The organism is Amycolatopsis sp. NPDC051758, assembly GCF_044453095.1.
GTDB lineage: Bacteria > Actinomycetota > Actinomycetes > Mycobacteriales > Pseudonocardiaceae > Amycolatopsis.
In genome coordinates, this window is record NZ_JBITCJ010000002.1 from 785,271 (window position 1) to 798,417 (window position 13,147).

7 protein-coding genes are annotated in these 13,147 nt (G+C 73.1%); 5 read left to right on the forward strand and 2 right to left on the reverse strand.

All coding sequences use genetic code 11. The features are described 5' to 3' along the window. Positions 1–4 precede the first annotated feature (4 nt). A complete protein-coding gene (locus tag ACIA5G_RS12635) occupies positions 5–1,402 on the reverse strand; it encodes an MFS transporter (RefSeq protein ID WP_395922830.1) in 1,398 nt (465 codons plus the stop codon). After that, entirely contained in the window at positions 1,399–3,363 is a 1,965-nt protein-coding gene (locus tag ACIA5G_RS12640; protein WP_395922832.1) for an MMPL family transporter, read from the reverse strand. The genes ACIA5G_RS12635 and ACIA5G_RS12640 overlap by 4 nt, the downstream gene beginning before the upstream one ends. A gap of 256 nt (positions 3,364–3,619) precedes the next feature. Here ACIA5G_RS12640 and ACIA5G_RS12645 point away from each other — a divergent pair, with 256 nt between their 5' ends. The 5 genes from ACIA5G_RS12645 to ACIA5G_RS12665 all read left to right on the forward strand — a co-directional run bounded on the left by ACIA5G_RS12645 (position 3,620) and on the right by ACIA5G_RS12665 (position 12,929). Beyond that, entirely contained in the window at positions 3,620–4,849 is a 1,230-nt protein-coding gene (locus tag ACIA5G_RS12645) for a helix-turn-helix domain-containing protein (RefSeq protein WP_395922833.1), read from the forward strand. 70 nt (positions 4,850–4,919) lie between these two features. After that, entirely contained in the window at positions 4,920–5,945 is a 1,026-nt protein-coding gene (locus ACIA5G_RS12650) for an aldose epimerase family protein (RefSeq protein WP_395922834.1), read from the forward strand. Between the two features lie 102 nt (positions 5,946–6,047). Continuing rightward, positions 6,048–8,363: a P-loop NTPase fold protein gene (locus ACIA5G_RS12655; protein WP_395922835.1), complete on the forward strand. Its 2,316-nt coding sequence runs from the start codon at positions 6,048–6,050 to the stop codon at positions 8,361–8,363. Between the two features lie 49 nt (positions 8,364–8,412). Further along, positions 8,413–9,135, forward strand: coding sequence for a transporter substrate-binding domain-containing protein (locus ACIA5G_RS12660; RefSeq protein ID WP_395922836.1), 723 nt, complete (start codon positions 8,413–8,415; stop codon positions 9,133–9,135). A gap of 125 nt (positions 9,136–9,260) precedes the next feature. After that, positions 9,261–12,929 carry a helix-turn-helix domain-containing protein gene (locus ACIA5G_RS12665; RefSeq protein WP_395922838.1) on the forward strand — a complete coding sequence of 1,223 codons (3,669 nt, stop codon included), beginning with the start codon at positions 9,261–9,263 and terminating at the stop codon, positions 12,927–12,929. Positions 12,930–13,147: the final 218 nt, after the last annotated feature.

Here is a 13,147-nt window from a genome sequence, read left to right on the forward strand (position 1 = left end):
CGGATTACGGCACCGCGCGTTTGTCACGCGGTGACGAGGTTGTGGTGGAACGGGCCCGCAACACGCGCACGGCCAAGAGCGCGCCGACGAGCGTCAGGGCCGCCGCGGTGAGCAGCCCGGCGGTGTACCCACCGGCCAGCGCCACTCCGGTCGGCGCACCCGCGTCGAGCCGGATCCCGCGCACCGCCGTCAACACGGCGCCGATGAGCGCAACTCCCAGCGCGCTCGACAGTTCGCGAGACGCGGTGAGCAAGCCGGATGCCGTGCCGGAATGGCGCTCGGCCACAACGTCCAGCGCGTGCGAAGTCAACGGCGTGGTGAACGCCGAACCGGCCCCGATCAGCACCATTCCCGGCACCCGCGGGGAGATCGCCGGAATGTGGTTCACCACGGCGAGGGCCAGCAGCCCGGCGCCGACCACGGCCAGTCCGCCCGCGACCGTCCGATGTGGACCGAACCGGGTCACCGCCCACGGCACCAGCGGCGTCGCGGCCATGACCGCCACTGCGACCAGCGCGAGCGGCAGCCCGGCGCCGACCGGGCCGAGCCCGAGGAAGTCCTGGTGCAGCAACGGCGTGAAGAAGAAGACACCGGAGATGCCCAGTCCCCACAGCACTTGCACGGCGAGCGAGCCGGCGAACACCCGGTTGCCGGTCAGGGCCGGCGGCACCAGCCGGTCGGGCGCCCGCCGCTCCCGGACCACGAACCCGGCGCCGAGTGCGGCGCCGGCGGCGAGCAGCGGCAGCGCGGCCCCGGTTCCGGACCGGACCAGCGCCGCGGTGAGCAGGACGAGGCTCGCCGTCACGACGATCATCGGGCCGGTGGCCGGCCGCGGACCGGCCGGGTCCCGGCCGCGCGGCGCGGTCGCCGGCAGCAGCAGGAGCATCACCGCCACGAACGGGAGGTTGACGAAGAAGATCCAGCCCCAGCCGAGGTATTCGCTCAGCACCCCGCCGAGCGCCGGGCCGAGCGCCAGCGCGGCCGCCAGGCAGGCCGTCCACACCGCCGCGCCGAGGGTCCGGCCGCGCGTGTCGAGATTCGTGCGGAGCAGGCTCAGCAGGCCCGGCACCAGGAACGCCGCGGCCAGCCCCTGCAGCACGCGGGCGGCGACCAGCAGCTCCACCGAACCGGCCAGCCCGCCGGCGGCCGCGCCGACGCCGAACGCGAGCAGCCCGGCCAGCAAGGTCGCGCGGCGGCCCCAGCGGTCCACCAGCGTGCCCGCCACCAGCAGCAGGCCGGCGAACGGCAGCATGTAGCCGAGCGCGACCCATTGCAGTGCACCGAGGTCCAGCGCGAGGTCACGCCCGATCGACGGCGCACCCGCCGCGACGATGGTGTTGTCGAGCGTGGTGACGAACGCGCCGAGCGCGATCATCACCAGCGTCGGGGTCCGGCGGGTCATCGGGTGCTCCCCACCAGCTCGCGGGTGTCCGCGAGCTTCCGCCGGCGCGGGAACCACCAGTTGGCGGCGCCGAAGCGGGCCATCACCGCGGGCACGAGCACACACCGGACGACCACGGCGTCGAGGAGCACGGCGACGGTCAGCCCCACGCCCGCTTCCCGCACGACCCGGGCGTCCACGAAGGCGAACGACACGAACACCAGCGCCATGATCAGCGCGGCCGCGGTGATGGTCCGGCCGGTCGCCGCAACACCGTCGACCACGGCGGCGCGGGTGTCACCGTGGCGGCGCCACGCCTCCTGGATCCGGGCGATCAGGAAGACCTCGTAGTCCATCGACAGCCCGAACAGCCCGGCGAACAGGAACACCGGCAGGTAGGGCTCGATCGGCCCGCCGAACACGGCCACGACCGCACCCGTCGTCGCGGCCGCGGTCAGCAGGTTCATCACCGCCGCCGTCAACGGGATCAGCACACTGCGGAACACCCACGCGAGCAGCAGCACGGAAATGCCGACCACCGCGGCGAGGAACAGCGGCAGCCGGGCGGTGATCGCCGCGGAGAAGTCGGCCCGGGTCGCGACGATCCCGCCGACGTGGGTGCCCGGCCCGCCGACCGTGGTCGCCATCGTCCGGGTCCAGGTCAGCAGGTCGTCGGTGGCCGGGTCGCCGGGCGCGGTCCGCGGGACCACCGTGAGCAGCCAGACGCCGCCGGGCAATGCGGCGGGCGGGCCGACGTCGGCGCGGGCGAGCAGCGCTTCCCGGAGCGCCGCCACGGCCGGGTCACCGGTGCCCACCACCAGCAGCGGGGCGCCGGCGCCCGGGCCGAACCCCTCGTCCAGCAGGTTGGCGGCGGTCTTCGTGACACTGCCGGGCGGGTCGAAGGCGGCGTCGGGCACGCCGAGCCGCAGCCCGGTCATCGGCAGCGCGAGCACGGCCACGACCAGCAGCGCGGCGAGGGTGTACGGGCCGGGCCGCGCGGTCACCGAGCGCGCGAGCCGGGCCCAGCGGCCGCCGGTCCCGGCCCGCCGGACGGGCATCCGCCGGGCGACCGGCCGCAGCAACGCGGGCAGCAGCGTCAGCGCGGCGAACGCGGTCAGCAGCACCGAAACCGCGGCGGCCACCGCGATCCCGGTGAGGAACGGCATCCCGACGGTCAGCATGCCGGCCAGCGAGACGCACACGGTGATCCCGGCGAAGACGACGCTGCGGCCCGACGTCGCCGCCGCGGTGGCCAGCGCGGCGGCCGGTTCCGCGCCATCACGCCGGCCCTGCCGGTAGCGGGTGAGCACGAACAGCGCGTAGTCGACACCGACCCCCAGGCCGAGCAGCGCGGCGATCTCGGTGCTGATCTTCGGCACGGTCATGACGTGCGACAACAGCGTCACGACGGCCAGCGCGCAGCCGACCGAAACCGACGCGGTGAGGACCGGGAGCAGCACGCAGCTCAGCGACCCGAAGGCGACCAGCAGCACGAGGGCCGCGGCGAGCAGGCCGATCCCGGCGTTGCCCAGGTCCGGCGCGGCCGCCGTCATCGTGGCGAGCTCCCCGGCGGCCCCGCCGCCCGCGTCCTGGACGACGGCCGCCAGCGCGTCGGCCGTGGGTTGGCCGAGGTCGGCCGCCGGGGCGTCGAACCGCACGGTGAGCACCGCGATCCGCCGATCGGCCGAAACCGGGCCGGGGGTGACGGACACCGCGTGCGGGAGCGCCGCCAGCCGGGCGGCCAGTGCGTCGAGGCGGGCGCCGGGTTCGACCGGGACGACGACCCGCTCCTCGTCGCCGGCCGCACCGGTGCCACGCAGCACGTTCGCCGCCGCGGTGCTGTCCGCGGCGGGCAGGTCGACGGTGTCGCGGAAGACCGCGCCGGTGTGCGCCACGGCGAAACCGAGCCCGCCCAGTGCCACCAGCCACAGCACGACGACCACGGCGGCGCGGCGGAAACACCAGGAAACGAGCGCTGTCATCCCGTCTCCTCCCGGCTGAGTGGTTGATCACGCTAACAACCAAGGGGCGCACGAAGATACGGGCCGGGTTCACAAATCGGCGCGCGAAAACCCTTGTGGCGGTGAGTGTTCTGCCGCTTGTCGGGCAGGTGACAAACTCCGCCGCCGCGATTGGGTCGCACGTGACAGAACTCGGCCCGCGCGCCCGGGCGGCGGTTGCCAACTCCGTATCCGTGTGAGTACATGGCGTCCGCGCCGATGCGGAGAGGGGCAGGCCATGACCCGGACGATCACGGTCCCCCACCCGCGGGGCACCGGCCGCGCGCGGCAGCTGTGGTGCTCGTTGCCGACGGAGTTCGCGCGGCGGTTCCGGCCGCACGCCGACCCGCTCGCGCACCGGATCCTGGAAGAGATCCAGCGGGCCGTGCCCGAGTACGCGAAGCCCCTCGAAGGTGAATTCGGCAAGATGATCGTGCTGGCCATCGAGCAGGCCGTGGTCAGCTGCATCAACAGCATCGACGACCTCGCGTCCACACAGGACAACTGGGCGAAGCTGTTCATGGAAGTGGGAAAGCGCGTTCACCACGACGGCGGCAGCCTGAACTCGCTGCAGGCCGCCTACCGCGCGGGCGGCCGCGCGGCGTGGCGCTACGTCGCGGAGCTCGGGCAGGCGCACCGGTTCCCGGCCGCGGTGCTCTGCGTCGGCGCGGAGGCCATCTTCGCCTACGTGGACGAGATTTCGTCCTACTCGGTCGAGGGGTACACGCTGGCCCAGGCGATGGCGACAGGCACGCTCGAACGCCGCCGGCGCCGGCTGCTCGAACTGCTGCTGGCCACCCCGCCGTCGTCCCCCGCGACGATCGTGACGATGGCGAAGGCCGCCACGTGGACCATGCCGGAGTGGGTCACGGTCGTTGCGCTCGACCCGCGGACCGACCAGCACCTGACACCGGCGCCGCAGGTCGCCGAGGACGTGCTGCTCGACCTCGAAGGCACCGAGCCGTGCCTGCTCACCCCCAACGCGGATCGCGATCTGCGCGGGCTCGAAGGCCGCCTGCCGGGCTGGCGCGCGGCGGTGGGCCCCCGAGTCCGGCCGGCCGACGCGGCGACGTCGCTGCGGTGGGCCCGCCGCACGCTCGGCCTGGTACGCGACGGCCTGATCGACGACCGGCCGGTCACGCACACGGCCGACCACCTGGCGACCCACTGGCTGCTGGCCGACCGGTTCCTGCTGGACGAGCTGTCGGCGAAGACGCTCGCGCCGTTCGCGGGCCTGACGGTGAAGCAGCAGGTCCGGCTGGCCGAGACGTTGCTGAGCTGGCTGGAGCACAACGGGAACACCCCGGACATCGCGGCGGCGCTGGGCGTCCACCCGCAGACCGTCCGGTACCGCGTGAGCCAGCTGAGCGACCTGTTCGGCGACCGGCTCGCCGATCCCGCGCAGCGGCTGGAGATCCAGATGGCGCTGCGGGCGCACCAGCTGCTCGGCACCCAGCCGGGCGCTTGACCGGGCGGCGCACCCGAACCTAGAGTTCCAGCACGCTGTTAGCGCTAACAGCGTGCTGGAGGGCGAGCCGATGACCGCATTCACCCGTGAGCTCTTCGGCCGCGCCGGCGACACCGACGTCCACCGGTACACCCTGACCCGCGACGGGCTCACCGTGCGCGTCCTCGACTACGGCGCTGTGCTCCAGTCGCTGGAGACGCCGGACCGCGCGGGCCGGCCGGGCAACGTCGTCCTCGGCTACCCCGACCTGGACGGTTACGTCGGGAACAACCGGCCGGGCGCGGCGCGGGTGTTCCTCGGCGCGGTGATCGGCCGGTACGCGAACCGCATCGCCGGCGGCACGTTCACCCTCGACGGCGTCCTGCACCGGGTGCCGCTGAACAACGGCAAGAACAGCCTGCACGGCGGCCCCGCCGGGTTCGACACCCGGATGTGGTCGGCCGCCGAGGCCGACGACGGCCTGCGGCTCACCCTGGTCAGCCCGGAAGGCGACCAGGGCTACCCCGGCCGGCTCACCACCGAAGTGACGTACCGCCTCGACGCGCCCGGCCGGCTGAGCATCACCTACCGCGCGACCACGGACGCACCGACGGTCGTCAACCTGACCAACCACACGTACTGGAACCTGGCCGGCGCCGGCGACGTCCACGCGCACCGGCTGGCGATCAACGCGAGCCGGTTCTGCCCGACCGACGAGAACCAGATCCCGCTCGGCGACCCGGTCCCGGTCGAGGGCACACCGTTCGACTTCCGGACGCCGGCCCGGATCGGCGCCCGCCTCGGCGCACCCGATCCCCAGCTGGCGATCGGCCACGGTTACGACCACAACTGGATCCTCGACGGACCTCGTGCGGCCCGCGCCTGGGACCCGGAGTCGGGGCGGCTGCTCACGATGCACACGACCGAGCCGGGGCTGCAGTTCTACTCGGGCAACCACCTGCCCCACCGCGGCGCGGGGTTCGCACTGGAGGCCCAGCACTTCCCGGACGCCCCGAACCGGCCGGACTTCCCGAGCACGGTCCTCCGCCCGGGCGAGGTCTACCACCAGGAGACGACGTTCGACCTGACCACGGCGGACGAGCCGCCGGTGGCGTGAGCGACCTCGCGGTCACCGGCCGGTAACGGCGGCGTTCGGCCAACAGGGCGCACCTGCCCCGGAACCGGCGACCGGCGCCGAGCCCGTTGGCACCATGTCACGATGAGCGATGAACCGCCCAGAGATCTCGGACCCAGTGTTCTCCAGGACTGGAACGTCACGACGTCCGACGACTTCGAGCTCTGGACGGCGGCCCTCGCTCTCGAAGTGATGCTCGACAATGCACTCGCCGACCCGGATCTCCGAGCGACATTGCGCACTGAGGGACTTCGCGCCGAGGACGCGAAGGCAGTGGTTCTGAGCAGCGAGTCCACCCTGGCCCGGGTACGCATGGCACAGGATGAGTACGCCCGGCAGGATCACATCGCTCCTCGCCGGCCGAGGGTCCGTTACCTCGGCCCGGCCAAGATCCTCTGGCTCGGCGCCGCGGTCGGCCTCACCGCGGCTTATCTCTCTTGCTTCGTCTACAGCTACTCCGCGCTCTCGTGGCCTCTCGCCGCGATGGGGGTCGGCGGGCTCGGCGGGGTTGTCGCGATGTCCGGCCGGATCGTGGTGCGGAGGGTCCCGGAGCTCTTCCCGGTCACCAGTCTCGGCGAGGTGGGCCGCATCGTCCCGCACGACGACCTCATCGGCCTCGGCAGCAGGCTGGCCGAGGTCCAGGCCGAGATCGTCGTTCCGGCGATCCAGGAGTTCATCCGGCGCAACCGCAAGCTCACCTTCGGAACCAAGCTCATCTTCCGTGAGGTCACCGGCCTCTACCAGGAGCTCGGCGCCAACATCATCCAGACGGCGGCCACCCGTCGCCTGACCCGCGTGCTCGACCGCGCCGACTCGGTCGCCGTGGCCCTCGCCGGCAACCGCGGTGTCGGCAAGACGACCGCGATCAAGTCCATCACGTCCGGCCTGCACAGCAGCGGCGGAAGCCCGACACCGTTTCTGGTGCTCGCGTCCGCTCCGGCCAACTACGAGGCCCGCGACTTCGTCCTGCACCTGCACGCTCTGCTCTGCCGTGCGGTGCTCGACAAAGTCGGCCACCCGTCGTCGCGCGGCCGGCGGCGGCTCCTCCGCACGGCCTTCGACCACCTGACCAGGATCGTGGTGCACTTCGCCTTCGCGGCCGCGGTCTCGATGCTGCTCTGGGGCTCGCCCAACATCGTTGTCTTCGGACGAGAGATCGCCGACCTGCTTCGCCGCGCCTCGGGCGCGCTGCCGGGCAGCCTCTCCCTGCTCACGGAAGGCCAGTCCGTCGTGCGCCTGACCGCGTTGGCGATCCTGGCGCTCGTCCCGGTGCACCTCGGCCTCGTACTGGTCACCGCGCTCGTCCGAACCGCGTTCACCGCCGCCCGTGACCGCACCCCGCCCGGCATCACCACGCTCCGGAAACAGGCCAAGAAACACCTCGACCAGATCCGCTTCCTGCAGACCTACACCACGGGCTGGTCCGGAAAACTGAACCTGCCCCTCAAGGGCGAAGCGGGCCGGACCTGGTCCACCCAGCGCGCGGAGCAACAGCTCACTCATCCCGAAGTGGTCGACAAGTTCCGGGAGTTCGCCACCTCGACCGCGCGACAGCTCGAGCAGGAGAAACTCGCCGGCCTGCTCGTCGTCGCGATCGACGAGCTCGACAAGATCGGAGAGCCGGAGAAGGCCCACCAGTTCATCAACGACATCAAGGCCATCTTCGATGTGCCGGGGTGCTTGTTCTTCGTGTCCGTCTCCGACGACGCGGTGCTGAACTTCGAGAAACGCGGGCTCGCGGTACGCGACGCTTTCGACAGCGCGTTCACCGAGATGATCCGGGTCGAGCACTTCACCCTCGAGGAAAGCCGCCTGTGGATCACGTTGCGGCTGCCGGAGCTCCCCGAACAGTTCGGCTACCTGTGCCACTGCCTCTCCGGCGGGCTGCCGCGCGATCTCCGGCGCTACACCATCGAAATGGTCGACATCGCCAACGAGATCTACCACCCCACCCTGGAAACGGTCACCCGCATCCTGATCGGCACCGAGCTGCGCAGCAAGGCACACGCGCTGGCCGGCATGGCCGACATGCTCCCGCCGACCGACGAGGTGACACGACTCTCGGCCGCGCTCCTCCACCTCAAAGAGGTCGACCATTCGCTCGAGCTGGTCGAGTTCTCCCGCCGCATCTGTGACCCGGCGGCCGACGTCGATCCGGACAACCCCGTCGAGCGGTTGCGCCGGCACGCCGCTTGTTTCGCGCTGCTGTGCGCCACGGTGCTCGACGTCTTCACCGACGATCTGGCGGAGACCGGCCTCGGCCCGGACCTCCACCTCATCGCACTGGCCCGGCAGCGCATGGCTCTCCACCCCAAGTCCGCCGTCGAGACCATCCTCACCGTCCGCAAGACGCTCAACCTCGACATCTCCGGGCCGGCGGACGAGCCGCCGGTGGCGTGAGCAACACTTCGGCGGCGCACACGCGCTCCCGCCGTTACCCTCGCCGATCATGGAAGACCTCTCCACCGTCGCCGAAGACCTGGCGCCCACCGGGACGCTGCGGGCCGCGATCAACCTCGGCAATCCCGTGCTCGCCCACGGCTCGCCGGGCGAGCCCGGCGGGGTCACGGTCGACCTCGCGCGGGAGGTGGCCGTGCGGCTGGACGTCCCGGTGGAGTTCGTCTGCTTCGACGCGGCCCGGAAGTCGTTCGAGGCGCTGGTGTCGGGGGCGGCCGACCTCGGTTTCCTGGCGATCGAACCGGCGCGGGCGGCCCAGGTTGCCTTCACAGGGCCGTACGTCGTCATCGAGGGGGTGTTCGTCGTTCCGGACAGCTCGCCGTTCACGTCGCCTGCCGACGTCGACCGGGCGGGCGTGCGGATCGGCGTCAAGCAGGGGTCCGCCTACGACCTGTTCCTGACGCGGACCCTGCAGCACGCGACCGTCGTGCGGGGCGAGGACGGCGTCGTCGCGTTCGAGGAACAGGGCTTGGAGGTCGCCGCCGGGATCCGGCAGCCGATGACCGCCTACGCCGCCGCCCACCCGGGCACGCGAGTGATCACCGAGCGCTTCATGCAGATCCAGCAGGCGGTCGGGACCACGCCGGACCGCCGTCCGGAGACCGTCGAGTTCCTGCGTGCGCTGGTCGAAGAGCTGAAGGCGAACGGCTTCGTCGCCGGCTCGCTGCGCCGGGCGAACCAGCCGGACGCCACCGTCGCCCCGCCCTCGGCGTGACCAGGAGGCCGGCGTCCCGGTGACCGGTGCGCACGACGGCTCCTGGTGCCCGTCGCGGAACGGGCCGCTACCTTGGCTGCGTCGGCGACGGGAGAACCGTCCGGCACGGGGAGGGGTGGCACGAGATGCCGCGTGCGGAACGACCACTGGACGAGGACGGGTCCGAGCTGTCGCGGTTCGCCGCGGACCTGCGCCTGCTGCGGGAGAAGGCGGGCCTGCCGCCGTACCGGGTGCTGGCCCGGACCGCCCACTTCTCGTCCTCGACGCTGTCCGACGCCGCGGGCGGGCGGCGGCTGCCGAGCCTCGAGGTCACCTTGGCGTTCGTGCGCGCCTGCGGCGGCGACCCCGGCCCCTGGGAGGAGCGGTGGCACCGGCTCGCCGCGAACCTCGCCGCCGAGGCCACGCACGACGAGTCCGCCGACGCGCCGTACGTCGGCCTGAGCGGCTACCGGGAAAGTGATGCCGGCCGTTTTGTCGGCCGGGAAACCCTCGTCGGGGAAATCACCGGGCGAGTCCTCGGAAAGCGCTTCACAGCGGTCTTCGGGCCGTCCGGATCGGGGAAGTCGTCGCTGCTGCGCGCGGGTGTCATCCCGGCGCTCACCGGGAACGGCACGGAAGTCCGGCTGGTCACCCCGGGCAGCCACCCGCTCGCGGAGCTCGGCGACGCACCCACCGGCGCCGTGCTGGTGGTCGACCAGTTCGAGGAGGTCTTCACGCTCTGCCGGGACGCCCGGGAACGCGACGACTTCATCAGCGCCCTGCTCGACACCCCGGACCAACGGGTCGTGCTCGGCGTCCGCGCCGACTTCTACCCGCACTGCGCCGCGCACCCGAGGCTGGCCGCGGCGCTGACCGGCGCGCAGGTCACCGTCGGCCCGATGGCGCCGGAAGAGCTGCGCCGGGTGATCGTCGAGCCCGCGGCCCGGGCGCACTGCACCGTCGAGGGCGCCCTGGTCGCCCACCTGGTCTCGGAGGCGCACGGCCGGCCCGGCGTCCTGCCGCTGCTTTCCCACGCCCTGCTGGAAACCTGGCACCGGCGCGCCGGCACGAAGCTCACCCTGGCCGGCTACCACAAGACCGGCGGGCTGGCGCAGGCGATCGCGCTGACCGCCGAGTCCGCGTACGCCGAGCTGACCGGCGCGCAGCAGCAGGTCGCGCGTGACCTGTTCGTCCGGATGACCGCGCTGGGCGAAGGCACCGAGGACACGAAGCGCCGGGTGCCGCTCGGCGAGGTCGAGGTGGACGACGCCGTGTTCGACCGGCTGGTGGCCGCCCGGCTCGTCACCACGGACCACGGGTCGGTGCAGATCACCCACGAGGCGCTCATCCGCAGCTGGCCGCGCCTGCGCGGCTGGCTCGACGACGACCGGGAGGCGATCCGGGCCCACCGGGCGCTTACCGAGGCGACGGACTCGTGGGAGGCGCTCGACCGCGACCCCTCCGCGCTGTACCGCGGCACCCGCCTCGCGCGGGTCCGCTCGTGGCACGACACCGCCCGCCCGGGGTTGACGGCTCGCGAACGGCGGTTCCTCGAGGCGTCGGTCGCCGCGGAAGACGAGGAGAAGGCCCACCGCAGGCTGAAGACCCGCCGGCTCCGCCAGCTCACCGCGGTGGCCGTCGTGTTCGCGCTCGCCGCCACGGTGGCCGCGATCGTGGCCGTCCGGGAGCGGTCGAGCGCGCTGCAGCAACGCGACGACGCCGTGTTCCGGCAGGTCGTGGCCGAGGCCAACTGGCTGGACAGCCGCGACCCGTCCCTGGCGGCCCAGCTGAAGCTGGTCGCCCACCGGCTCCGGCCCGATGACGAGAGCGTGCGCACCCGGCTGCTCGGCACCCAGGCCGTTCCCCTGGCCCAGCCGCTGGCCGGGCACACCGGCAACGTCTACCTGACCTCGTTCGACCCCGACGGCCGGACGCTGGCTTCGGCCGGGCACGACGACACCGTCCGGCTGTGGGACGTGCACGACCGCACCCGGCCGGTTCCGCGGGCCGTACTGCCCGGGGGCCAGCACGGCTGGCTCAGCGCCGCCGTCTTCGGCCCGCGCGGCCACGTTCTCGCCGTCACCGGCGAAGCCGGCACCATCCAGCTCTGGAACACCACCGACCCGGCCCATCCGGTCGCGTTCGGCCCGGCGGTCGCGGGCGGCGGCAAGAGCATCTACCTCGCCGCGTTCAGCGCCGACGGGCGGCTCCTCGCCACCGCGAACGACGACGGTTCGGTGGGGCTGTGGGACGTCGCCGACCCGGCGCGACCGGCCCGGAAAGCCGTGGTCACCGGGCACACCGGGCCGGTGCGCTCGGTCGCCTTCAGCGCCGACGGCCGCTTGCTCGCCTCCGGCGGCGACGACAAGACCGTCCGGCTGTGGAACCTCGGCGACCCCGGCCACCCGGCGCCGATCGGCGGCCCGCTGGGCGGGCACACGCTCCTGGTGCACTCCGTCGCCGTCAGCCCGGACGGGAAGCTCGTCGCGTCCGGGAGCCAGGACGGCACCGTGCGCCTGTGGGACGCCCGGACCGGCGCCCCGGTGGGCACGCCGCTCACCGGGCACACCTCGGGCGTGTGGTCGGTGCTGTTCAACCACGACGGCAGTGTGCTCGCGACCGGGAGCGCCGACGGCACGGCCCGCCTGTGGAACCTGGCCGACCCGGCGCGGCCCGCGCAGCTCGCCCGGGTCCTCGCCGGCGGCGACCTCTACACCGTCGCCTTCAGCCCGGACGGCGGGACGCTGACGACCGGCAGCTCCGACGGCCTGGTCCGGCTGTGGTCGCTGCCCGCCCGGGTCCTGCTGGGGCACCGGACGGCGGTCAACACCGTCGCGTTCGGCGCCACCGGCTCGCTGCTGGCCACGGGCGGCCTCGACGGGTCGGTCCGGCTGTGGTCCACGGCCGGGTTCACGCCGGTGGGCGAGCTCCCGCCACCGCCGGACCAGCTCGCCTCCTGCAGCGGCAGCTGCACCCGGGTGCGGATCAGCCGGGACGGGCGGCTGCTCGCCGTGGTCAGCCAGGCGAAACTGGTGCAGCTGTGGACGATCACCGATCCCGGCCGGCCCCGGCGGGCCGGCGCGCCGATTCCGCTGACCACGCGGTACGGCGCCGCCCTCGACCTCAGCCCGGACGGCCGCACCCTGGCCGTCGGGGACGGCGACCGCGCGGTGCAGCTGCTGGACGCGGCCACGCCCGGGGCGCCGAAGCTCACCGGCGGCATCATCGGGACCTCGCCCGCGTTCAGCCCGGACGGGCGGCTGCTCGCCACGATCGGCGACGACCACGTCATCCGGCTGTGGGACGTCACCGACCGGGCCCGGCCGCGGCCGGCGGGCGAGCTGCGCGGGCACACCAACAACGTCGTTTCCGTGGTGTTCGCCCCGGACAGCCACGCGCTGGCGAGCGCGGGCGCGGACCAGACGGTGCGGCTGTGGGACCTGGCCGGAGGCGGGGCGGCGGTCCTGACGGGCCACACGCGGTCCGTCTCGTCGGTGGCCTTCAGCCCGGACGGCCGCACGCTCGCCAGCGGGAGCACCGACCAGACCGTCCGCCTCTGGGACGTCGCCGACCGGGCGCGGCCCCGGCCGCTCGGCGAGCCGCTGACGGCGTTGACGAGCCGCGGCGACGGCTTGGCCTTCAGCCCCGACGGCGCCTTCCTCGCGGTCACCGACAACGCCGACGCCGTGCGGGTCCTCGACCTGGACCTCGAGCGCACGATCACCCGGATCTGCCGCGCGACCCGCTCGCCGACACCCGAGCAATGGGCGTCCTACCTGGAGAAACTCCCCTACCAGCCGCCCTGCGGAAGCTGATCGCCGATTGTCCGGAGGTTGTCGTCCGGCGCTCGTTCCCCGGCGCCGGACAACGACGGTGCGTTACACCTGAAGATCAACTGCCCGGCCGGGCGGTTGGTCCGACACGAGGGGACGACCACCATGACTCGTTCGAGGGGGACAGCGGTCCACCCGGCTCTGGCCGGCGACTGCGAATTCACGAGCTATCCCGGCGGCGCGGGCCGCTCCAAGGGGCA